The organism is Lentzea sp. NPDC006480, from assembly GCF_040611995.1.
Lineage (GTDB): Bacteria > Actinomycetota > Actinomycetes > Mycobacteriales > Pseudonocardiaceae > Lentzea.
The window spans coordinates 101,871-126,604 of the sequence record NZ_JBEXPJ010000002.1 but is presented as its reverse complement, the minus strand read 5'-3'; the positions used below and the strand labels follow the sequence as shown (position 1 = coordinate 126,604).

28 protein-coding genes are annotated in these 24,734 nt (G+C 68.6%); 13 read left to right on the top strand and 15 right to left on the bottom strand.

Annotated elements, in window-relative coordinates; all coding sequences use genetic code 11:
* Positions 1-62: 62 nt before the first annotated feature.
* Genes ABZX92_RS01915 through ABZX92_RS01905 form a run of 3 tightly spaced genes read right to left on the bottom strand, consistent with a single transcriptional unit; the run spans position 63 to position 2,067 of the window.
* Positions 63-341, bottom strand: coding sequence for a hypothetical protein (locus tag ABZX92_RS01915; RefSeq protein ID WP_355552511.1), 279 nt, complete (start codon positions 339-341; stop codon positions 63-65).
* A gap of 8 nt (positions 342-349) precedes the next feature.
* A complete protein-coding gene (locus ABZX92_RS01910) occupies positions 350-967 on the bottom strand; it encodes a response regulator transcription factor (protein WP_355552508.1) in 618 nt (205 codons plus the stop codon).
* The gene (locus ABZX92_RS01905; RefSeq protein ID WP_355552505.1) at positions 964-2,067 is read right to left on the bottom strand and encodes a sensor histidine kinase; all 1,104 of its coding nucleotides are present in this window, start codon (positions 2,065-2,067) and stop codon (positions 964-966) included. Before ABZX92_RS01905 ends, ABZX92_RS01910 begins: the two co-directional genes overlap by 4 nt.
* A gap of 112 nt (positions 2,068-2,179) precedes the next feature.
* Here ABZX92_RS01905 and ABZX92_RS01900 point away from each other — a divergent pair, with 112 nt between their 5' ends.
* Positions 2,180-2,356: a hypothetical protein gene (locus ABZX92_RS01900; protein WP_355552502.1), complete on the top strand. Its 177-nt coding sequence runs from the start codon at positions 2,180-2,182 to the stop codon at positions 2,354-2,356.
* Here the strand turns inward: ABZX92_RS01900 and ABZX92_RS01895 are convergent.
* The 9 genes from ABZX92_RS01895 to ABZX92_RS01855 are packed head-to-tail and all read right to left on the bottom strand — an operon-like array spanning position 2,353 to position 10,557.
* Positions 2,353-3,060 carry a sirohydrochlorin chelatase gene (locus ABZX92_RS01895; RefSeq protein ID WP_355552499.1) on the bottom strand — a complete coding sequence of 236 codons (708 nt, stop codon included), beginning with the start codon at positions 3,058-3,060 and terminating at the stop codon, positions 2,353-2,355. The two genes, ABZX92_RS01900 and ABZX92_RS01895, sit on opposite strands and share 4 nt — an antisense overlap.
* Entirely contained in the window at positions 3,057-3,929 is an 873-nt protein-coding gene (locus ABZX92_RS01890; RefSeq protein WP_355552496.1) for an ABC transporter permease, read from the bottom strand. Before ABZX92_RS01890 ends, ABZX92_RS01895 begins: the two co-directional genes overlap by 4 nt.
* Positions 3,913-4,689 (bottom strand): ABC transporter ATP-binding protein, encoded by a 777-nt coding sequence (locus tag ABZX92_RS01885; protein ID WP_355552493.1) that lies wholly within the window; start codon positions 4,687-4,689, stop codon positions 3,913-3,915. The genes ABZX92_RS01890 and ABZX92_RS01885 overlap by 17 nt, the downstream gene beginning before the upstream one ends.
* A 19-nt stretch (positions 4,690-4,708) precedes the next feature.
* Positions 4,709-5,758: an ABC transporter substrate-binding protein gene (locus ABZX92_RS01880; protein WP_355552490.1), complete on the bottom strand. Its 1,050-nt coding sequence runs from the start codon at positions 5,756-5,758 to the stop codon at positions 4,709-4,711.
* A gap of 14 nt (positions 5,759-5,772) precedes the next feature.
* On the bottom strand, positions 5,773-7,119 hold the full coding sequence (locus ABZX92_RS01875; RefSeq protein WP_355552487.1) for a GTP-binding protein: 1,347 nt from the start codon (positions 7,117-7,119) through the stop codon (positions 5,773-5,775).
* Positions 7,120-8,034 (bottom strand): sulfate adenylyltransferase subunit CysD, encoded by a 915-nt coding sequence (gene cysD / locus ABZX92_RS01870; protein WP_355552484.1) that lies wholly within the window; start codon positions 8,032-8,034, stop codon positions 7,120-7,122. It abuts the gene before it with no gap.
* Positions 8,031-8,726 (bottom strand): phosphoadenylyl-sulfate reductase, encoded by a 696-nt coding sequence (locus ABZX92_RS01865; protein WP_355552481.1) that lies wholly within the window; start codon positions 8,724-8,726, stop codon positions 8,031-8,033. Before ABZX92_RS01865 ends, cysD begins: the two co-directional genes overlap by 4 nt.
* Positions 8,723-8,881: an Insertion element protein gene (locus tag ABZX92_RS01860; RefSeq protein ID WP_355552478.1), complete on the bottom strand. Its 159-nt coding sequence runs from the start codon at positions 8,879-8,881 to the stop codon at positions 8,723-8,725. Before ABZX92_RS01860 ends, ABZX92_RS01865 begins: the two co-directional genes overlap by 4 nt.
* Complete coding sequence (locus ABZX92_RS01855) at positions 8,878-10,557, bottom strand: nitrite/sulfite reductase (RefSeq protein WP_355552476.1); 1,680 nt, start codon at positions 10,555-10,557, stop codon at positions 8,878-8,880. The genes ABZX92_RS01860 and ABZX92_RS01855 overlap by 4 nt, the downstream gene beginning before the upstream one ends.
* Positions 10,558-10,926: 369 nt before the next feature.
* On the opposite strand from ABZX92_RS01855, the gene hemW reads away from it, so the two are divergent.
* Complete coding sequence (gene hemW / locus ABZX92_RS01850; RefSeq protein ID WP_355552474.1) at positions 10,927-12,135, top strand: radical SAM family heme chaperone HemW; 1,209 nt, start codon at positions 10,927-10,929, stop codon at positions 12,133-12,135.
* On the opposite strand, the gene ABZX92_RS01845 is transcribed toward hemW, so the two are convergent.
* Positions 12,132-12,524: a hypothetical protein gene (locus tag ABZX92_RS01845; RefSeq protein ID WP_355552472.1), complete on the bottom strand. Its 393-nt coding sequence runs from the start codon at positions 12,522-12,524 to the stop codon at positions 12,132-12,134. The genes hemW and ABZX92_RS01845 overlap by 4 nt on opposite strands.
* A gap of 79 nt (positions 12,525-12,603) precedes the next feature.
* The gene (locus tag ABZX92_RS01840) at positions 12,604-14,337 is read right to left on the bottom strand and encodes a hypothetical protein (RefSeq protein ID WP_355552469.1); all 1,734 of its coding nucleotides are present in this window, start codon (positions 14,335-14,337) and stop codon (positions 12,604-12,606) included.
* 157 nt (positions 14,338-14,494) lie between these two features.
* On the opposite strand from ABZX92_RS01840, the gene ABZX92_RS01835 reads away from it, so the two are divergent.
* The 7 genes from ABZX92_RS01835 to ABZX92_RS01805 all read left to right on the top strand — a co-directional run bounded on the left by ABZX92_RS01835 (position 14,495) and on the right by ABZX92_RS01805 (position 20,563).
* Positions 14,495-15,535: an amidohydrolase family protein gene (locus ABZX92_RS01835; protein ID WP_355552466.1), complete on the top strand. Its 1,041-nt coding sequence runs from the start codon at positions 14,495-14,497 to the stop codon at positions 15,533-15,535.
* 46 nt (positions 15,536-15,581) lie between these two features.
* The gene (hrcA, locus tag ABZX92_RS01830; protein WP_355552463.1) at positions 15,582-16,604 is read left to right on the top strand and encodes a heat-inducible transcriptional repressor HrcA; all 1,023 of its coding nucleotides are present in this window, start codon (positions 15,582-15,584) and stop codon (positions 16,602-16,604) included.
* A 55-nt stretch (positions 16,605-16,659) separates the two neighbouring features.
* A complete protein-coding gene (gene dnaJ / locus ABZX92_RS01825) occupies positions 16,660-17,808 on the top strand; it encodes a molecular chaperone DnaJ (RefSeq protein ID WP_355552615.1) in 1,149 nt (382 codons plus the stop codon).
* Complete coding sequence (locus tag ABZX92_RS01820) at positions 17,805-18,536, top strand: 16S rRNA (uracil(1498)-N(3))-methyltransferase (protein WP_355552461.1); 732 nt, start codon at positions 17,805-17,807, stop codon at positions 18,534-18,536. Before dnaJ ends, ABZX92_RS01820 begins: the two co-directional genes overlap by 4 nt.
* Positions 18,537-18,979: 443 nt before the next feature.
* Positions 18,980-19,636 (top strand): alpha/beta hydrolase, encoded by a 657-nt coding sequence (locus tag ABZX92_RS01815; RefSeq protein ID WP_355552458.1) that lies wholly within the window; start codon positions 18,980-18,982, stop codon positions 19,634-19,636.
* A 9-nt stretch (positions 19,637-19,645) separates the two neighbouring features.
* Entirely contained in the window at positions 19,646-20,236 is a 591-nt protein-coding gene (locus ABZX92_RS01810) for a TetR family transcriptional regulator C-terminal domain-containing protein (protein WP_355552455.1), read from the top strand.
* 9 nt (positions 20,237-20,245) lie between these two features.
* Positions 20,246-20,563: a histidine triad nucleotide-binding protein gene (locus tag ABZX92_RS01805; RefSeq protein ID WP_355552452.1), complete on the top strand. Its 318-nt coding sequence runs from the start codon at positions 20,246-20,248 to the stop codon at positions 20,561-20,563.
* Between the two features lie 22 nt (positions 20,564-20,585).
* Here the strand turns inward: ABZX92_RS01805 and ABZX92_RS01800 are convergent, their stop codons facing one another.
* The gene (locus ABZX92_RS01800; protein ID WP_355552449.1) at positions 20,586-21,350 is read right to left on the bottom strand and encodes a GNAT family N-acetyltransferase; all 765 of its coding nucleotides are present in this window, start codon (positions 21,348-21,350) and stop codon (positions 20,586-20,588) included.
* Positions 21,351-21,494: 144 nt separating this feature from the next.
* Between ABZX92_RS01800 and ABZX92_RS01795 the strand changes: the two genes are divergently transcribed.
* Genes ABZX92_RS01795 through ABZX92_RS01780 form a run of 4 tightly spaced genes read left to right on the top strand, consistent with a single transcriptional unit; the run spans position 21,495 to position 24,731 of the window.
* Positions 21,495-22,544: a PhoH family protein gene (locus ABZX92_RS01795; protein ID WP_355552446.1), complete on the top strand. Its 1,050-nt coding sequence runs from the start codon at positions 21,495-21,497 to the stop codon at positions 22,542-22,544.
* Between the two features lie 5 nt (positions 22,545-22,549).
* Complete coding sequence (ybeY, locus tag ABZX92_RS01790) at positions 22,550-23,110, top strand: rRNA maturation RNase YbeY (protein WP_355552443.1); 561 nt, start codon at positions 22,550-22,552, stop codon at positions 23,108-23,110.
* A gap of 6 nt (positions 23,111-23,116) precedes the next feature.
* Positions 23,117-24,406: a hemolysin family protein gene (locus tag ABZX92_RS01785; RefSeq protein WP_355552440.1), complete on the top strand. Its 1,290-nt coding sequence runs from the start codon at positions 23,117-23,119 to the stop codon at positions 24,404-24,406.
* Entirely contained in the window at positions 24,399-24,731 is a 333-nt protein-coding gene (locus ABZX92_RS01780) for a cytidine deaminase (protein WP_355552438.1), read from the top strand. The genes ABZX92_RS01785 and ABZX92_RS01780 overlap by 8 nt, the downstream gene beginning before the upstream one ends.
* Positions 24,732-24,734: the final 3 nt, after the last annotated feature.

The window sequence follows — 24,734 nt, the reverse complement described above, 5'->3', positions numbered from 1 at the left end:
CGGCGCTGCGCATTCGATCTTGTGGCGGCGGCCGGAAGTGGAAGTGAACGGGGCCAAATGAGCTAGCGCCTGGGGTGGAACGCCATGCTGACCAGGCTCACCAGCACACCGAAGCCGCCCAGGTAGATGCCCGAGGCGACCATCGAGAAGTGAGGTCCCAGACCCAGTGAGCCGAGCACGATCACGACGAGCCCGGCGAGCGTGACCACGACGCCTGCTCGCGACACCACCTTGACCCACAACGGGGCCGTGGCCATGTGCGCGTCGAAAGGATGGCGCCGCCCTCTGGGTAGGTTGGCGCCCGGGTCGTAGCTCTCGAAGTCGTGCAGGCCTTCGGGCATGAGGCACTCTACGTGAGCGGAGGCAGCCAGCCCCGGCTCAGCGCGACCGTCACAGCGGCCGTCCGGTCACTCACGTCGAGCTTCGTGAACACGTGCAGCAGATGGCTCTTGACGGTCGCCTCGCTGACACTCAGCTCCTGACTGATCGCGACGTTGGACAGCCCACGCGACACCAGCCCGAGCACCTCGGCCTCGCGCGCACTCAACCCAGGCCGCTGCACCGCGCTCACGAGCTTGGTCGCGACAGGAGAAGCCAGCACGGTCTCCCCACGCGCCGCCGCCCGCACAGCCTCGATCAACTCCTCGCTGGGCGCGTCCTTCAGCAGGTACGCCGTAGCTCCGGCCTCGATCGCGCGCAGGATGTCTCCATCGGTGTCGAACGTCGTCAGCACGACCACGCGACTGGAGGTCTGGGCAACGACCTGAGCGGTGGCGGTGGCGCCGTCCATGCCCGGCATCTTGAGGTCCATCAGCACGACGTCCGGTGCGAGCTCTTCGGCGAGCCGCACGGCATCCGAGCCTGAGCCGCACTCGCCGATGACGGACAGATCCGCCTCAGCCTCGACGATCGTGCGCAGGCCGAAGCGGACGACGGGGTGGTCGTCGGCCAGCAGCACCCTGATCACGCGTCCTCCAGCAGCACCCGCACGTGCACTCCCGAGCCTGGCGACGAACGGAGCTCGAACACTCCGCCCGCCAACCGCACACGATCCCTCAAGCCGTCCAGGCCGAACCCGCGCGGGGCCTCCGGGCCGAAACCGCACCCGTCGTCGACGATCGAGAGCGAGACGCCGGCCGAGTAGTCGAGAGAGACGGCCACTGACGAGGCGTGGGCGTGCTTGCGGACGTTCGCGAGCGCCTCCTGGGTGACGCGGAGAAGTGTGACTTCGCTGTCGGGCGGCAGTTGCCGGTACTCGCCGGAGACCTTCATCGACGCGGCGAGACCCAGTTCTCGGCCCAGCCGGTCCGTCAGGCGTTCCAGCGCGGCGGGCAGAGCGTTTCCGTCGAGAGCGGCCGGAGTCAATGCAGCCACGAGAGCGCGGATCTCGGCCAGGTTCTCCGCCGTGGTCTGCTCGGCCAAAGCCAGATGTTGGTCGCGCACAACGGGATCAGCAGCGGAGCGAGCGGCCCGGAGCAGCAGCAGAACCGAGGTCGCGCCCTGAGCCAGGGTGTCGTGGAGGTCGCGGGCCAGGCGTTCGCGTTCGGTGAGCACACCTGCCTCGTGGCTGACGTCGGCCAACAGGGCCCGCTCGCGGCTTTGCGAGATGATCCGCGCGATCCACAGACCCAGCATCACGGCCGGGATCACGCTCAGGAAGATGACCACCGCCGCGCCCACCGAGTCGGGGCTGAAGCTGCCGGCGGCCAAGACCACGGAGCCGATCGACAAGGAAGTGACAGCCGTCGCCCAGATCGCGAGGCGCGGTTGCAGCAACGACCAGATGTGCGGGTACAGCGTGAAGAACAGCACCGAGAGAGCGGGCACCAAGGCGAACATCGCGATCACCAGGGGAATCGCGACGGCCAGGTACCTCACGCCCCGCTCGTCCCGCGCCAGAGGGGCACCGACGCGCCAGTACCAGAGGCACAAAGCGCCGAGCAGGACCAGGGCGACCGGCTGGAAGTGGTCCTCTGCGAGCACCAGCACCACGCCGACCAAGGCGAACACCGCGAAAGCCACGTGCCAGGCGACCTTGGTGCGGTCCCAGGCGTCATCGGAGGACACCGGGAAACTGTGCGGGCACGCGCGCGAAAACACCAGTAGCCGGTCGACTGATCACAGAACCCACCGGAACGTCGATGCCGGGAAGAACCCCGGACAGCGACCATTCCGAGCCATGACGAGAAAGAAGTCCGGCCTGGTCCTGCTCATCCTGTCGATGGTCTACGCGGCCGTCATCGCCCTGCTCGCGGTCTCCGATTCGAGCGCCCTCACCGCCGTCGCGATCGCCGGGGGAGCGCTGCTCGGCATCGGCTGGGCGACGGTCGGGTACCTGTCGAACCAGAAGGCCTAGGCGGCGAGGGTCTGGCGGGCGAGGGCGAAGTCGTAGCGGTCCAGCACCAGCTGGGCCACCTCGACGTCGTCACCCAGCGGGCGCGCCACCACGGCGTCGCCCGCCAGCGAAGCCACCTTGTCCGGCAGCAGACCCGGCGCGAGGAACCACGACGCCACGGCAATCCGCGTGGCTCCACGAGAACGCAACCGCTCAACCGCGGTAGGCACGTCCGGCGAGGCGATCGACGCGAACGCGGCCTCTACACCGGCCCACCCCGACTCGCGGGCCCACCGCCGGGCGACCTTCGCCACCGCCTCGTTCGCGGGACCGTGCGACGACCCGGCGCCGGCCAGCACCACGCCCAAAGACCGGTCCCCAAAAGAAACCCCGGCCTCGGACAGCCGCCGCAGAGCCGCCGACTCCAGCCGCGGATCCGGCCCCAGCACATCGGTCACGACCGCGGGCACCCGCGACTCGGCCACCGCGGCCGGAACGTCGACGCGTGCGTGATAAGCCTTGCCCAGCAACAAAGGCACGACAACGGACGGTCCGCGCAGCACATCGCTCAACCGAGGCGCGCACAGGTCCAGGAAGCACCCGCGCACGTCCAACTCAGGTCGCAACGACCGCACGACGTCCAACAGAGCATGAATCGACGCGGCCGAACGAGGATCACGGCTGCCGTGCGCGACGGCGATCAGTGGAATCTCCGAAGACGTCACAGCGCCCCCGTCAAGCCACGTGCCCGAAGCACCGCCCGCTCCAACGGGCGGAACAGCAGCAGCTCGATCCCGATACCCACCAGCAGGATCAGGAAGATCGCGGCGATCACCATGTTGATGTCGTTCAACGACGACCCGTTGTGCAGGTACTGCCCGAGCCCCACCCCGAGCTGAGGCGACGTCGCGATGATCTCCGCGGCCATCAGCGACCGCCACGAGAACGCCCAGCCCTGCTTGAGACCCGCCAGATAGCCAGGCAGAGCCGCAGGCAGCAGGATGTGCCGCGCGGAAGCCAGCCGGCCGGCCCCGAGGGCACGCCCCACCCGAGGCAGCAGCGGCGGAATCTGGTCGATGCCAGCCACCAGCCCGTTGGCGATGGACGGCACCGACCCCATCAGCACCACGAAGTAGATCGTGGAAGGCGTCACGCCGAACCACAGGATCGCGGCCGGAACCCAAGCCACCGAAGGAAGTGACTGCAGACCGGTCAGCAACGACCCGATCGCCGCGCGTACCACCCGGACCTTGGCGACCAGCAACCCGAGCGGCGTGGCGATCACAACCGCCGCGATGAACCCGAACACCGCGCGGTGCAACGAGGTCCACAGCACCTCGAACGCCTCACCGGTCGAGATCGAGCGGACGAGCTCGTTCCACACGTTGACCGGGGCGGGCAGCTGGAACTCCGGCAGGATCGCCGACGCCCACAACGCCTGCCACACGCCCAGCAGCAGCGCGAACGCGATGATCGGTGGCACGCCGGTCTTCAGGAAACGGCGCCAGATCGGCGGCCGGTGCGCCTCAACGGGCACGTCCAGCGCGTCGAGTCCGGCGCCGACCTTGTCGAGCGTGTCAGACGGCGTGGCCACTGATGACCTCTCGCAGGTGGGTGTTGATCTCGTCGAGAACCGTGTCGGAGGACTCCGTGACGTCCCACTCGCGCACCACACGGCCGGGGCGCGAAGACAGCAGCACAACGCGCTGACCGAGCCGCACGGCCTCACGGACGTCGTGCGTCACGAAGATGATCGCGGTGTTCGTGGTCTCCCACACGCGCAGCAGCTCGCTCTGCAACACGTCACGAGTGATGGCGTCCAACGCCGCGAAAGGCTCGTCCATCAGCAGAAGCGCCGGCGCACCGTCAGCCGACACAGTGGTGGACGCCAGCGCGCGGGCAAGAGCCACGCGCTGACGCATGCCACCGGACAGCTCGTGCGGACGCTTGTCCGCGACGTCACCGAGCCGCACCAGCTCCAGCAGCTCCAGCGCACGACGCTTGCGCGCCAACCGGCCCACACCGGCGAAGCGCAGCGCCAGCTCGACGTTGCGGACGGCGGTGAGCCACGGCATGAGCGCGGGCTCCTGGAACATCACGGCCGGGCGCGACGTGTTGAGCTGCAGCTCACCCGACGTCGCGCCGTCCAGGCCGGCGACGATGTTCAGCAGCGTGCTCTTGCCGCAGCCCGACGCGCCGAGAAGGCACACGAACTCGCCGGGCTTGACCTTCAGATCAACCCCGTCGAGGGCCACCACGGCCGAGCTGCCGTGGCCGAACACCTTGCGGACGCCGGCCAGTTCGACGGCAGTATCCACAGTAGACAGAACAGTGGTCTCGAGCGTGGCGGTCATGTCCGTGTCCCCTCGGTACTTACTTCTTGTCCAGACCGGCTGCTTGCACCTGCGGCTTGCCCTGTGCCTGAAGAACCTTGTTCAGCAACGTGAAGTCGGCGTACCCGGCGACGTTCGCGGCCTCGGTGGCCACACCCGCGGTCACGGCGTCCTTCGCGAGCTGCGGGAAGGTCTTCGCCTGCGCGTCCGTGGTCAGCTCGATGTTCTTCCACGCGGCGTCGAGGATCTTGTCGCCGAGCTTCTTGGACGTGAGCTTCTCCAGCGCGGCGTTCACGGTCTTCTTCGCGTCGTCGGCGTTGCTCTTGCCCCAGTCGACCGCGGCGACGTGGCCCTTGAGCACGGCCTCGACGGTCTCCGGGTGCTCCTGCAGGAACTTCGTCCGCACGATGATCACCGTGGTCGGGAACTGCCCGCCCTCCCACAGGGTCTTCTCGTCGAGCAGCACCTTCGCGCCCGCCTCGGCGACGACGCGCGACGACCACGGCTCCGGCAGCCACGCGCCCTGGATGTCGCCCTTCTTGAACAGGTCGAGCGTCTGCGCGTTCTCGACGTTCTGGACGGTGACCTGGCCGGTGAGGTTCTTGCCCGCCAGGTACTTCTTCAGCGCGACGTCCTGGGTGTTCGCGAGCTGCGGCGTGGCGACGGTCTTGCCCTTGAGGTCCTCGACCGAGTTGATCTCGGGCTTCACGACCAGCGCGGCGCCGCCGGACGTGGCGCCGGAGATGAGCTTCACGGCCTCGCCCTTGGACTTCGCGTAGGCGTTGATCGCCGGGCCGGACCCGATGTAGGCGATGTCGAGGGACTCACCGAGGAGTGCGTTGACCTCGTCGGGACCCGCGTTGAAGGTCTGCGTCGTGAGCTTGGTGCTGCCGAGCTCCTTCTTGAAGAGCTCCTTCTCGACGCCGATCAACGCGGCGGCGTGCGTGACGTTCGGGAAGTACCCGATGCGAACCTCGGACGCGGGGCCCTTGGACTGGGCGGCGGGAGCGTCGCTGGATCCGGCGCGGCTGCAACCGGAGAGTGCTGTCAGGGCGATGAGTGCGATGGCAACGGCGGGCTTGAGGTTCACGGCGAATGGGCCTTTCAGGGACCGGGGGAGACGAGGGCGTGGTTGTCAGGGGCAGCGTTTTCGCTACCCCCGGTACAGCTCTCCACGCCGTCCTCAAGAAGCGGCAGCGGAGCCCCGACCAGTCCGGCGGCGAGCGTGGAACCATCGCTCACGTCGATCACCAGGAAGGACCCGGTGCGCCGGCTGAAGCTGTAGTCGTCCAGCGGTACTTCCTCCGCGAGGCGCAGCGCCACGCGGCCGATCTCGTTGAGCTCCAACGATGCGGGGCTGTCCACACTGGACAGCGTCTGCTCGTCGAAGCGGTCGCGCAGGTCGGTGACCATCGCCTGCACGGTGCGCGTGCCGTGCTTGACGAGGACTCGGGCGCCGGGTCGCAGCGGCTTCTCCGCGAGCCAGCAGAGGGTGGCGTCCAGCTCGTCGGTGACCTTGGGCTCGTTGCCCGCCACCGAGATCAGGTCGCCGCGCGAGATGTCGATGTCGTCCGCCAGCAGCAACGTCACGGACTGACCGGCCGCCGCCTCCGTCAGTTCGCCATCTGCCGTGTCGATCTTCGTGACCGTCGAGCGGCGGCCGGACGGCAGCACCACGATCTCGTCGCCCGGCTTGACCGTGCCCGCGGCTACCAGGCCGGCGTAGCCGCGGTAGTCGAGGTGCTCGGCGGTTCGGGGCCGGATCACGTACTGCACCGGGAACCGGAACGGCGCGTCGTGCGGGTCGGGCTCGACCGGCACGTTCTCCAGGTGCTCCAACAGGGTCGGGCCGGAGTACCACGGCGTGTTCGCGGACTTCTCCACGACGTTGTCGCCGGCCAGAGCCGACACCGGGATCTCCACGACCGCGTCCTCGGTGTAGCCGAGAGCCGTCGCGTGCGCCGTGAACTCCTTGGCGATGCGGGAGAACGTCACCTCGTCGTAGTCCACGAGGTCGATCTTGTTGACCGCGAGGACGAGCCGCGGCACACCGAGCAGTGCGAGAACGGCGGCGTGGCGGCGGGTCTGCTCGATGACACCCTTGCGCGCGTCGACCAGCAGGACCGCGAGCTGCGCCGTGGACGCGCCCGTCACCGTGTTGCGGGTGTACTGCACGTGCCCAGGCGTGTCCGCGAGGACGAACGACCGCTTCGGCGTCGCGAAGTACCGGTACGCCACGTCGATCGTGATGCCCTGTTCGCGTTCCGACCGCAGTCCGTCGACCAGCAGCGACAGGTCCGGCGTCGCGAGACCGCGGTCGGCGCTCGCGCGGTGCACGGCGTCGAGCGTGTCCGCGAGCACGGACTTGGTGTCGTAGAGCAGCCTGCCGACGAGCGTGGACTTGCCGTCGTCCACGCTGCCTGCGGTAGCCAGCCTCAACAGGTCGCTCATTTAGAAGTACCCCTCCCGCTTGCGGTCTTCCATGGCGGCCTCGGACAGCCGGTCGTCGGCACGCGTGGCACCGCGCTCGGTCAGTCGTGACGCGGCGACCTCGGCGATCACCGCGTGGATGTCGGCTGCGTCGGACTCGACGGCACCCGTGCAGGAGCCGTCGCCGACCGTGCGGTAGCGAACCGTCTTGCGCAGCAACGTCTCGCCCTCGCGCGCGGTGCCCCACGGGCCCTCGGCGAGCCACATGCCGTCGCGCAGGAACACGTCGCGCTGGTGCGAGTAGTAGATGTCCGGCAGCTCGATGCCCTCGCGCTCGATGTAGTTCCACACGTCGAGCTCGGTCCAGTTGGACAGCGGGAACACGCGGACGTGCTCACCGGCGCGGTGCCGCCCGTTGTAGAGGTTCCACAGCTCGGGGCGCTGACGCTTCGGGTCCCACTGGCCGAACGCCGTGCGCAGGCTGAAGATCCGCTCCTTGGCGCGAGCGCGTTCCTCGTCCCGTCGCCCGCCGCCGAACACCGCGTCGAACTTGTGCTGCGTGATGGAGTCCAGCAGCGGCACGGTCTGCAGCGGGTTGCGGGTGCCATCCGGACGTTCTTCGAGGCGGCCGTCGTCGATCCAGTCCTGGACCTTGGCGACTTCGAGACGCAGACCGTGTTGTGCCACAACGCGGTCGCGGAACTCGATGACCTCGTCGAAGTTGTGCCCGGTGTCGACGTGCAGCAGCGGGAACGGCACCGGCGCCGGGTAGAACGCCTTGATCGCGAGGTGCAGCAGCAGCGTCGAGTCCTTGCCGCCGGAGAAGAGGATCACCGGCCGGTCGAACTCACCCGCGACCTCGCGGAAGATGTGGATCGCCTCGGACTCCAAGCGGCCCAGTGTGTCCAAAGCCCTTGTGGTTTTTGTGACAGTCATCCGTGCAACCCACATTCCGTCTTCGACTGACCTGCCCACCGACCGCTGCGGGCGTCCTGCCCCGGCAACGGCTTCGAGGTGCACGGCAAGCAGCCGATCGAGGGATATCCCTCCTGCACCAACAGGTTCTCGAGAATTCCCTTTTCCTGGATGTAGGCGTTGAACTCGTCGTCGGACCACGGCGCGATCGGGTTGATCTTCACCAGGCCGTTGCGCTCGTCCCACTGCACGATCGGCGTGTTCGCGCGGGTGGGCGCGTCCACGCGACGAACGCCGGTCACCCACGCGTCGTACTTCGCGAGCTCACGGCGCAGCGGAACGACCTTGCGCAGGTTGCAGCACTTCGCCGGATCCGATTGGTACAGCAGGCCGAACTCGCGTTCCTGGTCCTCGACCGACTGCTCGGCCTCGGCGTTCACGATCCGCACGTCCGGGTAGACGACACCGACCGCGTCCCGCACACCGATGGTCTCCGGGAAGTGGTACCCGGTCTGCAGGAACAGCACGTCGAAGTCCGGCTTCACCTTGGCGGCGAGGTCGATCAGCACGGCGTCCTGCATGTTGGAGGCGACGATGTAGCTGTCGCCGAACGTCCGCGCGGTCCACTCCAGCGCCTCGATCGCGGAAGCGTTGGCCAGCTCCTCTTGCGCGGCTGCGGCGACGATCTTGAGGTCTTCCTTGAGATCGCTCACTTCTTCACCTCCTGCGGCAGGTTGAGCCCGACGAACGAGACCTTGAAAACACGGCGGCAACCGCTGCACAGCCACGCGTAGCTGGGTTCCTCCTGCGGGCGGAGGTCCTCGTCGCCGCAGTAGGGGCAGTAGAACGGCGTCGCGCGTTCGCTCACTTCAGGTCACCCTCTTCCGCGCGGGCGACCCACTGGGCGAAACGCTCGTCTTCTTCGCGCTGGGCAACGAAGTTCCGCACGACCCGCTCGACGTACTCGGACAGCTCGTTCGCGGTGACCTTGTGGCCGCGCAGCTTCCGGCCGAACCCGGCGTCGAGGCCGAGCCCGCCGCCGAGGTGCACCTGGAAGCCCTCGACCTGGTTGCCGTCCTCGTCCGTGACGATCTGACCCTTGAGGCCGATGTCCGCGGTCTGGATGCGGGCGCAGGAGTTGGGGCAGCCGTTGATGTGCACCGTGATCGGCTCGGTGACGCCGTCGACGATGTCCTTGAGGTTCGCTTCCAGCTGCACGACCAGGTCGTTGGCGCGGGCCTTGGTCTCGACGATCGCGAGCTTGCAGAACTCGATGCCGGTGCAGGCCATGATCCCGCGGCGCCACGGCGACGGGTCGACCTGCAGGCCCAGCTTGGCGAGGTCGCTCTTGAGCGTCTTGACCTCGTTCTCCGGCACGTCCAGCACGATGATCTTCTGCTGCGGCGTGAACCGGACGCGCCGCGAGCCCGCCCGTTCGGCGAACTTCGCGACCTCGACCAGGATCGAGCCGGACACGCGGCCCGCGATCGGCGCGGCGCCGACGTAGAAGAGGCCGTCCTTCTGCTGGTGCACGCCGATGTGGTCGAGCTGCTGCTTCAGAACCTCCGGCGCGGGGCCGTCGATCATCTTGCGCTTGAGGTACTCGTCCTCGACGACCTGGCGGAACTTCTCCGGGCCCCAGTCAGCGACGAGGAACTTGATGCGCGCGCGGTGCCGGAGCCTGCGGTAGCCGTAGTCGCGGAAGACGCTGATGACCGCTTCCCACACGTCGGGCACCTCGTCGAGCGGCACCCAGGCGCCCAGACGCTTGCCCAGCATGGGGTTCGTGGACAGGCCGCCGCCGACCCAGAGGTCGAAGCCGGGCCCGTGCTCGGGGTGGTCGACGCCGACGAACGCGATGTCGTGGATCTCGTGCGCGACGTCCTGCAGGCCGGAGATGGCGGTCTTGAACTTGCGCGGCAGGTTGGAGAAGCGCGGGTCGCCGATGTAGCGCTCGAGGATCGTGTCGATCGCCGGCTGGCCGTTGATGATCTCGTCCGTGGAGATGCCGGCGACCGGCGAGCCGAGGATGACGCGCGGGCTGTCGCCGCACGCCTCCATCGTGGTGAGGCCGACCGCTTCGAGCTTCTGCCAGATCGTGGGAACGTCCTCGACCCGGATCCAGTGGTACTGGATGTTCTGCCGGTCGGTGATGTCGGCGGTGTCGCGCGCGTAGGTCTGCGAGATCTCGCCGAGCACCGTCAGCTGCTGCGTCGTGAGCGCACCGCCGTCGCTGCGAACGCGCATCATGAAGAACTCGTCGTCCAGCTCCTCCGGCTCGAGCGTGGCCGTGCGGCCGCCGTCGATCCCGGGCTTGCGCTGGGTGTAGAGGCCGTACCAGCGGAACCGTCCGCGCAGGTCGGCCGGGTCGATCGAGTCGAAGCCCCCGCGCGCGTAGATGTTCTCGATGCGGGCCCGGACGTTGAGCGGGTTGTCGTCCTTCTTGCTGCGCTCGTTGGGGTTCAGCGGCTCTCGGTAACCGAGCGCCCACTGCCCCTCGCCGCGACGCTGCTTGGCTCGCGGTGACGTCTGCGGCGGGACCATCGCCATCCTCCGGGAATTCGAGGCGCTTGCCGCGCATGCGAGCCCAGAGGTGCTTGTGGTGGGGGCCTCGTCAGCGCACCAAGCGCCGACGGGAACAAATCAGCGCGCGGTTATGCCGAACGACGGCACATCGCGCTGGAGACACGACGGAAGTCGACGTGGCGGCGGGCCACGAGGCGGACTCCAGTCGAATGCATGACCTCAGTGTGCCTGGCGTCCAGAGCATGGTCCACCGCCAACCGAATGCTGGGATTGACGAGGGGAAGTTGACATCCTAGGCTGGTTTCACTCCGTAATATCTCTGTCACCGACAGACACATCGCCTGGCTGTGCACCGCCGATCGGGCTGTGTAGGGGACACTGGGCGCCATGCCCTCCGCTTTGCCCGAAGGCGAGCCCGCGCCCGCCGACGGTTCGCTTCCCCCGTCCGCTCTCGCCGGCGTCGGTTCGCGCCCGTTCGGCATCTACGTGCACGTGCCGTTCTGCGCGACCCGCTGCGGCTACTGCGACTTCAACACCTACACGCCCGGCGAGCTCGGCTCGTCCGCGTCGCCCGAGTCGTGGCTGGAGGGGCTGCGTCGCGAACTCGACCTGGCCGCGTCGGTTCTCGGTGGCGGCGTGCCGGCGTCGACCGTGTTCGTGGGTGGTGGGACGCCTTCGTTGCTGGGTGCCTCGGGGCTGACTGATGTGCTGGACGCAGTGCGCAAGTCGTTCGGCCTGGCTCCCGGCGCCGAGGTGACCACGGAATCCAATCCGGAGTCGACGTCTTCGTCGTTCTTCGACGGCATCCGGGCGGCGGGATACACGCGGGTGTCGCTCGGCATGCAGTCCGCGGCCAGGCACGTGCTGGCCGTGCTGGATCGCAAGCACACGCCAGGCCGTCCGGTCGATGCCGCGCGGGAGGCTCGTGCGGCCGGGTTCGAGCACGTGAACCTGGACCTGATCTACGGGACGCCGGGGGAGCGGCCCGCTGATCTCGCTGCTTCGTTGAACGCGGTGCTGGAGGCAGGCGTCGACCACGTGTCCGCCTATGCGTTGATCGTGGAGGACGGCACCGGGTTGGCCCGGCGCATCCGCCGGGGTGATCTGCCGATGCCGGACGACGACGTGCTCGCGTCGTCCTACGAGATGGTCGACTCGGTGCTCTCCGGTGCCGGCTTCGACTGGTACGAGGTCTCGAACTGGGCCACGTCGCCTGCGGCCCGGTGCCAGCACAACGTCCTGTACTGGAAGGGCGCCGACTGGTGGGGCTTCGGGCCAGGCGCGCACAGCCACGTCGGCGGGGTCCGCTTCTGGAACGTGAAGCACCCGGCGCGCTACTCGTCCCTGCTCGCGGAGGGGAAGTCACCGGCGGCGGGGCGCGAGCTGCTGTCGGACGAGGACCGGCGGGTGGAGCGCGTGCTGCTGGAGCTGCGCCTCGCCGAAGGCCTGCCGATGGACGTGCTGGACAGCGCCGGGCGTGAGGAGGCGAAGCAGGCGATCGCCGACGGGCTGCTCGAACCGCTCGACGACCGCTGCGTGCTGACCGACCGCGGCCGGCTGCTGGCTGACGCGGTGGTCCGGCGCCTGCTGCCCTAGCGCGCCCGGATGTCGTGCTGGCTGTGGACCTCGGTCAGGTGCTGCCCCTTCTTGTCGTAGGTGACGGTGGCCCACCACAACCCGTCCGCGCGTCTGGCCGGCTCCCAGACCAGCGTGCCGCGCCACCACTCGTCCTCGCTCAGGACGAGGCACGGCTTCTCGTCCGCACGGTGCTCCTGACCGTGCCGCTCCAGCCACGTGGGAGCGCAGCAGTAGTCGCACGGCTGCAACTGACCAGGACCGACGTCCGTCCGCCGAACCTCGACGATCTCGTGCGCGTCCTTGCCGATCAGCCGCAGCCGGGTTTCGCCGCTGTGCAGCCACTCGCAGCTCGGGTCGTTGTGGAAGGTCCGGCCGCCCTTCGTCCGCCAGCCCTGCTCGCTCTCCAAGTCCCCACCTCTGTCTCGGATGGTTTGGACCCTAGCGAGCACCACCGACAAAAACAGGGCCGTCCGGGTTCACCGCAGGTCAGGGTCGTGGGACCTTGATGTTGGAGTAGCGGTCCCAGCCCTCGGAGATCCGCTTGAGGTACAGGTCGGCCTGGGCCGCGTCGATCACCCAGTTCCACTCCCCGGTCGGCGGGGCCGGGTACGCCCGCACCTGGGCGGCAACGGTCTGCGCCTCGTCGAGACCGTCCCAAATGGACTGTGCGAGTGCGGTGGACGGCTGCTGGACGTAGATCCGGTAGCCGAAGTACGCCTTCGCGACCGACCGGTGCAGCTCGGCGGTCATCACGGTCCGTTCGAAGTAGGCCTTCAGTTGCGCGTAGTCGTTGGGGCGCAGCAGTTTCCGGACGTGCTCGATGTCGCGCAACGACGCTTCCGCCTGCTGCACGCCGTAGTTCTTCTCGACATTGAGGTAGTCGAGGTACTCCTGCGTCATCAGGTTGCCGGGCGTCACCCAGCCGCGGTCGAGCACGTAGCCGGCCTCGCGGCGCAGGATGCCGTCGGTCTTGCACGCGGGCGGTGCGAGGTGGTTCGCGACATCGATCCAGTAGTGGAAGGACTTGTTCACGCCGTGCCGCACGTTCGCGACGGGCGGGTCGATCCACTTGCCGGACACGCTGCGGTGGTAGCTGGAGCAGTACGGGTCGTAGTCCAGGCGCGAGTGGTTCGCGGTGTTGCTGCCCAGCGTGTAGAGCGTCGAGGTGATGATCTCCGGCGAACGGGCCAGCGCGCGGGCCACGAGTGGTGCCGCGAGCAGGCCGTACTTGCGGGCGGCGAACTCCAGGTATATCTGCGAGTTCGAGGCGCCTTCCGAAGCTCGCTTCAACGCGAACAGGTTGATCTCGGTGGGAGTGCCCACGATGCGCGACTCGTCGTAGCGGTCGGTGCGGGCGACGTAGCCGATCACGTTGGGGAGCTTGCGGTAGTGCCGCAACCGGTCGGCGTGCTCGGCGACGAGCGCGTTCGCGATCTTGCCCTGGCCGTTGTACTCGCCGGTGGTGTCGTACTCGATCAGCACCGGGCGTTTGATGCGAGGGACGGTGACGTCGATCGGGTGCGTGAGGAAGAAGTCGTGCGGCTGGGCCTTGGCCATCACGCGGACGCGCTGGTTCCGCACGCGGTCGATGGCGCCGATCGTGCGGTCCATCTCGGCGGGGTAGTAGCCGAACGTGCGCAGGTAGAGCAGCATGCCGCGCTCGTCGATCACCGAAGCGATCTGGTCGACCAGGAAGGCGAGCTTCTCCTCGGCGCTCTTCAACCGCGCCGAGTACTGGTTCTCGACGCGGGCGCCGGTCTCGATGAACGTCAGGACGATCGAGTCGACGTCCGGGATCAGGTCGAGCATCGCGCGGTAGTCGCCGCGGAACCAGTCCCAGAACGCCGGGTTGTCGAGGTCGATCGTGCCGCCGGGGCCGGTGCGGTACTCGGCCGGGTAGTAGGCGAGGTTGTAGAGGGCGTGGTCCCAGGCCGCGACCTCTTTGACGCCCGACGAGTGGGCCAGGTCGGTCAGCCGGTTGACCTGCGCCTGTCTGCGCGGGTCGCGGACGTCCTGCAGGTCCATCACCACCTCGTGGGACAGCTGCAGGTGGTTGACCTGGTACTTCCGCGCGGCGCTGATGACCTGATCGGCGCCCGCGTCGCTGTCGGACAGGATCGTCCAGCCCCGGACGGAGTTGTGGATCGAGTCGTGTGCCGCCGCGACGCCGGGTGGCGCGAGCAGCGTCACCGCCAGGAGCAGACACCAGAGCTTGCGCATGCGCACCCCTCACTGGACCGGGGCGACGGCGTCTTCACCCAACGGTTCGGCCGACTCGCCGGTCAAGGGGACCGCCGAGTTCTGCGGTGTTTACATTTCAGGCTGTTTCCAGTGCTAACGTCGGAAGTGTTAGCACTGGAAACACGAGGTGGGGGACATGAGCGAGAAACTGCGCATCGTCGGTCTGGAAGAGCACGTCGTCCTGCCGGTCGTTCAGGACGCGTGGGCGAAGGTGGGCGCACGCCAGCCGTACGGCGAGGACCACCCGGTCATGCGGCGGTTGCGCGACGTCGGTGACCAGCGGCTCGCCGACATGGACGAGCAGGGCATCGACGTCGCGGTGCTGTCACTGGCGTCGCCCGGCGTGCAGAACCTCCCGGCCGACGCTGCCGTGAACGTCGCGCGCGAGGCCAACGACGCGCTCGCCGAGATCGTCGCGGCGCGTCCTGACAGGTTCCAGGCGTTCGCCGCCATCCCGACGTCGTCGCCCGAGCACGCGGCGGCCGAACTGGAGAGAGCGGTCACGCAGCTGGGTTTCCCAGGGGCGATGCTGTACGGCCGGACCGGGGACAAGCTGGCCGACGCGCCCGAGTTCGACGACCTCTACGCCACCGCCGAACGGCTCCGCGTGCCGTTGCACTTCCACCCGCAGGCACCGGTGGAGGCCGTTCAGCAGGCCTACTACTCGGGGCTGCCGGGCGGACTCGGGCCGGCGCTGGCCACCGCCGGAATCGGCTGGTACTACGACCTCGGCGTGCAGTACCTGCGGATGATCTTCTCCGGCGTGTTCGACCGGCACCCCGACCTGCAGGTGATCGCCGGGCACTGGGGCGAGGTCGTCCTCTTCTACCTCGACCACGTCGGAGTCCTGCGGGACATGGCCGGACTCGAGAGGCCACTGGCCGACTACTTCCGGCAGAACTTCTGGGTGGCCGGCAGCGGCACGGTCAGCGAGCGCTACCTGCGGTGGACGGCCGAGGTCGTCGGGACCGATCGGATGCTGTACTCCACCGACTACCCGTACACCTTCGGCACGCGGCCCGGCGGCTTCCCCCACCTGGACACCAGCGGTGGCGTCGCCCGGTCGTTCCTGGAGAACGCGCCGTTCACCGACGCGGAGAAGATCGCCATCGGCTCGGGCAACTGGGAACGGCTGACGAACCGCTCGCGTCACGCCGGAGCGGGCACCAGCCGGTAAATCGGCTGGGTAAACTCGGGAGTAGTGGACACGGAGGTGAGCAGCGGTGAACGCCGATGAGCGTCGGTTCGAGGTGTTGCGCGCCATCGTCGCCGACTACGTGTCCAACCAGGAGCCCGTGGGGTCGAAAGCCCTGGTCGAGCGGCACAACCTGGGTGTGTCGAGCGCGACCGTGCGCAACGACATGGCCGCGCTGGAGGACGAGGGCTACATCGCCCAGCCGCACACCAGCGCCGGCCGGGTGCCGACGGACAAGGGCTACCGGCTGTTCGTCGACAAGCTGAGCGAGATCAAGCCGCTCTCGGTCGCCGAGAAGCGGGCGATCCGGAGTTTTCTCGACGGGGCGCTCGACCTCGACGACGTGATGCGCCGCAGCGTCCGGTTGCTCGCCCAGCTCACCCGGCAGGTGGCGGTGATCCAGGTGCCGACGCTGTCCCGCGCGGCCGTCCGGCACCTGGAAGTGCTGCCGATCACGCCGTCGCGGCTGATGCTCGTGCTGATCACCGACACCGGCCGGGTCGACCAGCGGATCGTCGAGCTGGGCGACGTGATCAGCGAAGAGGACACCGCGCACCTGCGCGGCCTGTTGAACCAGGCGATGTCGGGCCAGCGCCTGACCGACGCCTCGGTGCGGGTCGCGGACCTGCCGGACGAGGTGCGGCAGGACCTGCGCGACCCGATGCTGCGGGTCGCGACGGTGCTGATCGAGACGCTCGTCGAGCACCCGGAGGAACGGCTCGTGCTCGGTGGCACGGCGAACCTCACCCGCAACGTCGCCGACTTCCCCGGCTCGCTCCGGCAGGTGCTGGAGGCGCTGGAGGAACAGGTGATCGTGCTCAAGCTGCTCGCCGCCTCCCGCGACCCCGGTCGCGTGCTGGTGCGCATCGGCGAGGAGAACGAGGCCGCTGAGATGCGCAGCACTTCGGTGGTGTCCATCGGCTACGGCAGCCGCGACAATCCGCTGGGCGGTCTCGGCGTCGTCGGACCCACGCGCATGGACTACCCCGGAACAATGGCGGCCGTCCGCGCGGTTGCCAACTACGTCGGTGAGATCCTCACCGGCCGTTGAACCATTGGAACCCGAGAACTTCTTGCTCTGAAAGATGAACACGAAAGCGAACAAGGTGGCCAGGGATTACTACGGCATCCTCGGTGTCTCGCAGAACGCGACACAGGATGAGATCAAGCGCGCCTACCGCAAGCTCGCCAGGCAGCTGCACCCGGACGTCAATCCCAACGAGGAGGCCCGCTTCAAGGAGGTGACGGCCGCCTACGAGGTGTTGTCGAACCCCGAGAAGCGCCGCGTCGTCGACCTGGGCGGCGACCCGCTCGACTCGGCCGGTGGTGGACGCGCGGGCGGTGACCCGTTCGCGGGCTTCGGTCTCGGCGACATCATGGACGCCTTCTTCGGCGCCACGACGGGCGGCGGCCGCGGTCCCCGCAGCCGGGTGCAGCCGGGCTCCGACGCGTTGATCCGGCTCGACATGACGCTGGAGGAGTGCGCGGCGGGCGCCACCCGTGAGCTGACCGTCGACACCGCGATCCTCTGCGACCGCTGCCACGGCGCCGGCACCAACAGCAACTCCAAGCCCGTCCAGTGCGACACCTGCAACGGCCGCGGCGAGGTCCAGTCCGTGCAGCGCTCGTTCCTCGGCCAGGTCGTGACGTCGCGCCCGTGCCCGGTGTGCCGCGGCTTCGGCGAGGTCATCCCCGACCCGTGCCAGCAGTGCGCGGGCGACGGCCGGGTCCGCTCGCGCCGCACGATCTCCGTGAACATCCCCGCCGGTGTCGCCGAGGGCATGCGCGTGCGCCTCGCGGGCCAGGGCGAGGTCGGCCCCGGTGGTGGTCCGGCCGGCGACCTCTACGTCGAGGTCGAGGAGCACCCGCACGAGATCTTCGAACGCGACGGCGCCGACCTGCACTGCGTCGTGCAGATCCCGATGACGACGGCTGCGCTCGGTGCCACGTTGCCGCTGAAGACGCTGGACGGCGAGGAAGAGCTGGAGATCGACCCCGGCACGCAGCCGAACACGCAGCTCGTGCTGACCGGCCGCGGCATGCCGAAGCTGCGCTCCACCGGCCGTGTCGACGGCCGTGGCGACCTGCACGTGCACCTCGAGGTCGTCGTGCCCACGAAGCTCGACGCCGCGCAGTCCGCGTTGCTGCGCGACCTGGCCGAGATGCGCGGCGAGAACGAGCCTTCGTTGTCCCACAACGGCAAGGGCGGCGGCGGGCTGTTCTCCCGCTTGCGTGCCTCGCGCGGTCAGCGGTGACGCTGCCGGTCTTCCTCGTCTCCTCGCTCCCGTCGGGTTCGGAGTTCGTGCTCGACGGCCCCGAGGGTCGTCACGCCGCTACGGTGCGACGTCTGCGCGTGGGCGAGGAACTCCTGCTGTCGGACGGCTCTGGTGTGCTGGCGCGCTGCTCAGTGGTCGCTGTCGAGCGGGATTCGTTGGCACTGAAGGTTCTTGAGCGCGCGGAGGAGCCTCCTGCTTCTCCGCGCGTGGTGCTGGCGCAGGCGCTGGTGAAGGGTGACCGCGGCGAGCTCGCCGTCGAACTGGCCACCGAGGCCGGTGTGGACGGAGTGGTGCCGTGGCGCGCTGCCCGGTGCATCACGAAGTGGGAGGACGGCCCGCGCGGCGCGAAAGCTTTGGGGCGCTGGCGTTCCACGGTTCGTGAGGCGGCGAAGCAGGCCCGCCGTTCGCGCGTGCCATTTGTCGACGAACCCGTGAGCACGGCACAGCTTTCCCAACGCGTGTCGTCCTCCGCGCTGACCCTCGTGTTGCATGAGAGCGCGACCGACCGGCTGGCTGACGTTCCGCTGCCTGTTGATGGAGATGTGCTGCTCGTCGTCGGTCCCGAGGGCGGGATCACGCCCGAGGAACTGGAAGTTCTGCGATCTTCGGGGGCGCGGATCGTCCGATTGGGCCCAACTGTTCTGCGTGCTTCTACCGCTGCCGCGGTTGCTCTTGGTGCGCTCGGGGTACTCACCTCTCGTTGGTGACCCCAGTCACTCCCAAGGTGAACATCGGATGGATTGGCTTGACGGAAGTTGTAGCGAATCGCAGGCCGATGGGGTTACCCTGATGGCCAGAGGGGTTGATTGGTCTATCCGGAAACGGAGTAGACGATTAGGCCCTTCTGACCAAAGACTCGCCGGACACCTCCCCCCTCGGTCCGGCGTCGGCGCCTCGCGGCGAAGCGACCCCCAGGCTTCGGACCGCGAGGCGCCTCCAAATCTCTTTCGCGCTGGCTGCTCGGTGCCTGCGGCACCTCGCCGCCGGCGCGATTTGCTGTCTTTTGGGGGCCGAGCCCCCAAACCCCAGCCGGCGGGCTCCGCCCCCGGACCCCCGGCCGACTCGCCTTCGGCTTCGCGGCCCATCATGAGTAGCGCCGTCCGGTCCTGGAAACGTTTGTGTTCTCTAGCCTTTTGCGTAAGTTCTGCGTGTGCAGCGGATTGCTTACGGTGATCACCCCAGTCAGTTCGGCGAGCTTTATCTTCCCGACGGCGTTGCTGAGGGTGCTGTTGTCGTCATTCACGGTGGTTTTTGGCGCCAGCGATACGGTTTGGAACTCGGGCGGCCGCTTGCCGATGTGCTTGTGAAGGACGGGTTTGCCGTTTGGAACATCGAGTATCGGCGTCTTGGCGGTGACGGTGGGTGGCCAGTTACTGGACAGGACGTGTTGGCCGCCATTGACGCCGTCGACATCGGGCCCGTGGTGACGCTCGGACACAGCGCCGGCGGGCATCTCGCTGTGTGGGCGGCCAAGCACAGCGAGCGAGTGGTCGGAGCTGTGGCCCAGGCAGCCGTGCTCGACTTCACGAAACACATCACGCATCGGGCGTTGGAGCTGTGCACCGAGGAGCAGTTCGCGGAGGCTTCACCGACGGCGCTGGTGCCGATCGGCAAGCCGGTGATCTGCGTGCACGGTGATGCCGACGAGGACGTGCCGGTGCAGCAGAGCATCGATTTCTGCGGCGTGGAACCGCAGGCGGAACTCGTGGTGGTCGAGGGCGCCGGGCACATGGACGTGATCACGCCGGGCACCGAGTCGTGGCAGCTGTGCCGCGCGGCTGTCGGGCGGCTTGCGGGCGGCTGCTAAAAAGAGCCGGTGCCGAAGGTTGTCGACCACGAGGAACGCCGCCGCGAACTCGCCGAGGCCGTGTGGCGAATTGTGCGGCGGGACGGGATCGACCACGCGTCCGTGCGCGCCGTCGCGGCCGAGTCGGGGTGGTCCAGCGGGTCGTTGCGCCATTACTTCCCCACACAGGATTCCTTGCTGGGCTTCGCGATGGAGCTCGCGTACCGGCGGTTCATCGCGAGGCTGGAGAAGCTCGACACCTCGCTCGGCAACCGGGAGCTGTTGAGGGCCTTCGCACACGAAATGCTGGCGTTGGACGAGGAGCGGCGGATTGAGGCCGCCGTGTTGTTGTCGTTCCTGCCGCGGGCGATGGTCGAGCCGTCGTTGCACGAGTTGGAGCGCTACGGCACGAGAGAGCTCTACGGCGAGATCGCGCGCGTTCTGACGGCTGCTCAGGAGGCGGGGGAGTTGCGGTCCGAAGTGGTGCCGATCAAGGCGGCGCGGCGGTTCATCGTGCTGATCGACGGGCTCAACATCCACCACGGGCTCGGGCCGGAGGAGCTCACGGCAGAGGACATGATCGAGGCCGTCGACGAGCAGCTGGACCGGTTCTTCGCTTAGCTTGCAGGCATGTCCTGTTTGTTCTGCCGGATCGTCGCCGGCGAGATTCCCGCGACGGTCGTGCACGAGACCAAGACGACGCTGGCGTTCCGCGACATCCACCCCAAGGCGCCGGTGCACGTGCTGCTCATTCCGCGCGAGCACGTGCCGAACGCCGTCGACCTCACCGGTGAGCAGCTCGGCGACCTCTTCGCCGCCGCTAAGGAGATCGCCGAGGCCGAAGGGGTCGCGGAGACCGGCTACCGGCTGCTGTTCAACACCGGGCCGGACAGCGGGCAGGAGGTCTTCCACGCCCACCTGCACGTGCTCGGCGGCCAGCGTCTGTGAACCACAGCGTCTTCGACCGGGATCAGCCGAGCGCCCAGGACGCCGGCGCGAAGTAGCGCGACCGGTCGCCGGGTGGTGCCGTCGCGCCACGGATCATGAGCGCGCAGCCGCCGTAGTTCTCGAACCCGTTGGCGCACACGAAATCGGCGACCTCCTGCCCGATCACGTCCATGCGCACGGGGCCCGCCCCCGCGGCCACGTCGGAGATCATCGCGCAGGCGTCCGCGGCGGTGGGCGCGATCAGCGGGCCGATCGCCAGCCGGTCGCCGACGACCCGCGTGCCGATCAGGCCGAGGCCGGACGCGAACTCCGCGACGCGCAGCGCGTAGGCGGACCTCGCCCACAGCTCGTCCCGCGAGAAGCCGCACACCTCGCGGTCCAGCGCGATCAACGCGGGCAGGTCGGCGGAGGTCGCCGCACGCGTGACACCGGTGGCGGAACCGGTGAACACGCCGCCGTGCTGGACCGCTTCCCCGACCGGGTGAAAGCCGAGCTTCGCGTACAGCGGCTCGCCCATGCCGGTCGCATACAGCACGGATACGTCGTGCGTACCGATATCCAATATATTGGATACGAGTGCGGTGGCCACGCCCCGGCGTTCGGCCCACGTCCCGACCAGCACGCCGCTGATCGCCTGGCCTTCCGGGTACGGCGTCAACAGCGTCGTGCCCAAGATGCCGCCGCCCCTGGCACCGGGCTCGAACGCGCCGAGCCCCGGTCCGAGCGAGAGCAGCAGCTCCCACTGCGCCGGGGTCCACGCCCAACCCCGGTCCGTGACGAGCTTCATGCAGTCAGGTATGTCGGCGACGCCGAGCCTGCGGATCTCCACAAGGCCTGAGCACACACGGTGAGCAATCCGGTAGCCACCCATTTTCGGCCGGACTAGCATCGACGCATCAGATCCGAGCGACAGGAAGCAGGCCGGGGCCACGTGGCCGAAGAAACACAGCAGAGCACCAAGGAAGGTCAGTCCCGGTTCGCCGTGCCGGAAGGTGCGGTGCTCAGCCTGCTGGGGTCGCGCGACGAGAACCTCCGGCTCGCCGAGGATCTGCTCGACGCCGACGTGCACGTGCGCGGGAACGAGATCACCCTGTCCGGTGACCCCGCCGACGTGGCCTTCGCGGAACGGGTCTTCTCCGAGCTCATCACCCTCGCGAGCCGCGGCCAGGCCGTCGACCAGAACACGGTGCGCCGCACGATCGCGATGCTGAACGCGAACGAGGCCGAGTCGCCCGCCGAGGTGCTGAGCCTGGACATCATCAGCCGCCGCGGCCGCACGATCCGGCCGAAGACGCTGAACCAGAAGCACTACGTCGACGCGATCGACAAGAACACCATCGTGTTCGGCATCGGCCCCGCCGGCACCGGCAAGACCTACCTCGCCATGGCCAAGGCCGTGCAGGCGCTGCAGGCCAAGCAGGTCAACAGGATCATCCTCACCCGCCCGGCCGTCGAGGCGGGCGAGCGGCTCGGCTACCTGCCCGGCACGCTCTACGAGAAGATCGACCCGTACCTGCGCCCGCTCTACGACGCGCTGCACGACATGGTCGACCCGGAGTCGATCCCGCGCCTCACCCAGGCGGGCACGATCGAGGTCGCACCCCTGGCTTATATGCGTGGTAGGACGCTTAATGACGCGTTCATCATCCTCGACGAGGCGCAGAACACGACTCCCGAGCAGATGAAGATGTTCCTCACCCGCCTCGGCTTCGGCTCGAAGGTCGTCGTGACGGGTGACATCACCCAGGTCGACCTCCCCGGCGGCCAGCGCAGCGGTCTGAAGGTCGTCAAGGACATCCTCGACGGTGTCGACGACGTGCACTTCTCCGTGCTGACCAGCCAGGACGTGGTGCGCCACCGCCTGGTGGGCGACATCGTGGACGCGTACGAGAAGTGGCAGGTCCAGCAGGACCTCGTGGACCAGAACGGGCAACACCACGGACCCGGTGCACGCCGGGGGAACCAGCGCCGGGGACGATAGGCGTCGTGAGCATCGAGATCGCCAACGAGTCGGGCGTCGTGGTCGACGAGGGTTCCATCGTCTCCGCCGCCCGGTTCGCGCTGGACCGCATGGGTGTGAGCCCGCTGGCCGAGCTGTCCGTCCTGCTGGTGGAGCTGGACGTGATGGCCGACCTGCACGAGCGCTGGATGGACCTGCCCGGTCCCACGGACGTCATGGCCTTCCCCATGGACGAGCTGGACTCCGCGCGCCGGCCCGACGCGGCGGGGCTCGGGCCCGCGCTGCTCGGGGACATCGTGCTGTGCCCGGCATTCGCCAAGGACCAGGCCAAGAAGGCCGGTCATGGGTTGCTGGACGAGCTGCACCTGCTGACCGTGCACGGCGTGTTGCACCTGCTCGGCTACGACCACGCGGAGCCTGCCGAGGAACGCGAGATGTTCACGCTGCAGAACCGCATCCTCGCGGACTTCCGCAACGCGCGCGACGAGGCCGAGCGGGCCGCCCACCAGCGCAGCACCGACGACAAGGTGCTCGGCGCGGTGGGTCTGGACGAGCAGAAGCCCGTCCAGCATCCCGAAGAAGACTGACGCGCGATGAGCGGCAACCCAGCCAGCGTCATAGTGCTGGCCGTCTTGCTCGTGCTCGCCGCCGGCGTCTTCGCGTGTGTGGACGCCGCGCTCGGCACCGTGTCGCGCGCACGCGTCGAGGCGTTGCAACGGCAGGGGCGCTGGGGCACCGGGCAGCTGCTGCAGGTGCTCAACGACCGGCCGCGGCACGTCAACCTGTTGCTGCTGCTGCGGCTGTTCTGCGAGATGCTGGCGGCGGTGCTGGTCACGACGGTGTTCCTGCGGTACGAGGACAGCAGCTGGCTCGCGGTCCTGTACTCCTGCCTGAGCATGCTCGTCGTGTCGTACGTGCTCGTCGGCGTCGGACCGCGCACCATCGGCCGTCAGCACCCGTACGGCGTGAGCCTGGTCGCCGCGGGCACCGTCCGGCAGCTGGGCCGGGTGCTCGGGCCGCTGTCCAAGCTCCTGATCCTCATCGGTAACGCGATCACGCCGGGCCGGGGCTTCCGCGAGGGCCCGTTCAGCTCCGAGGTCGAGCTGCGCGAGCTGGTCGACATGGCGCAGGAACGCGGCGTCGTCGACGAGGGCGAGCGCGAGATGATCCACTCGGTGTTCGAGCTGGGCGACACCATCGCGCGCGAGGTCATGGTGCCGCGCACCGAGATCGTGTGGATCGAGCAGTCGAAGTCGCTGCGGCAGGCGCTCGCGCTGTCGTTGCGCACGGGCTACACCCGCGTGCCGGTGATCGGCGAGAGCGTCGACGACGTGCTCGGCGTGGTGAACCTCAAGGACCTGATGCGGGCCACGCTCGCCGAGGACGAGGACCCGAAGAGCGTCTCCGAGCTGATGCGCCCGATGAGCTTCATCCCGGACAGCAAGCCCATCGCGGACCTGTTGCGGGAGATGCAGGTGTCCCGCCGGCACATGGCGATCGTGGTCGACGAGTACGGCGGCACCGCGGGCCTGCTGACCATCGAGGACATCCTGGAGGAGATCGTCGGCGAGATCACCGACGAGTCCGACACCGACGACCGCCCGCCGGTCGAGCACCTGGAGGACGGCGCGGTGCGGGTCAGCGCCAGGCTCCCGGTCGACGACCTGGACGCGTTGTTCGGCACCGAGCTGGACGACCACGAGGTCGAGACCGTCGGCGGCCTGCTCGCGCAACGGCTCGGGCGCGTGCCCCTGCCCGGCACGGAGGCCGAGATCGCGGGTCTGCGCATGCGGGCGGAGGGCGGCAAGGACGAACGCGGCCGCATCCGCGTCACCACTGTGCTCGTGCGGCCTGTGCAGAAGGAGAACGAGAACAATGACTGACCTCGACCCCGAGGACGCCAAGCTGCTGACGCTCGCGCGGTCCGTCCGCGCGCGCAACGGTGCTGCCGAGGGTGCCGCGGTGCGCGACCTCGACGGCCGCACGTACAACGCGTCCACGGTCGCGTTGCCGTCCTTGAAGCTCACCGCGCTGCAGGCAGCCGTCGCCGCCGCCGTGTCGAGCGGTGCGGAGGGCCTGGAAGCCGCGGCCGTGGTGACCGGGGAGTCAGCCGTGGACGCGGCTTCGCTGGCGGCCGTGCGGGACCTCAGCCCGTCGGCGCCGGTCTTGCTGGCCGACGCCGCGGGGGAGTTCCGCGAGCAGGTGTAGCGC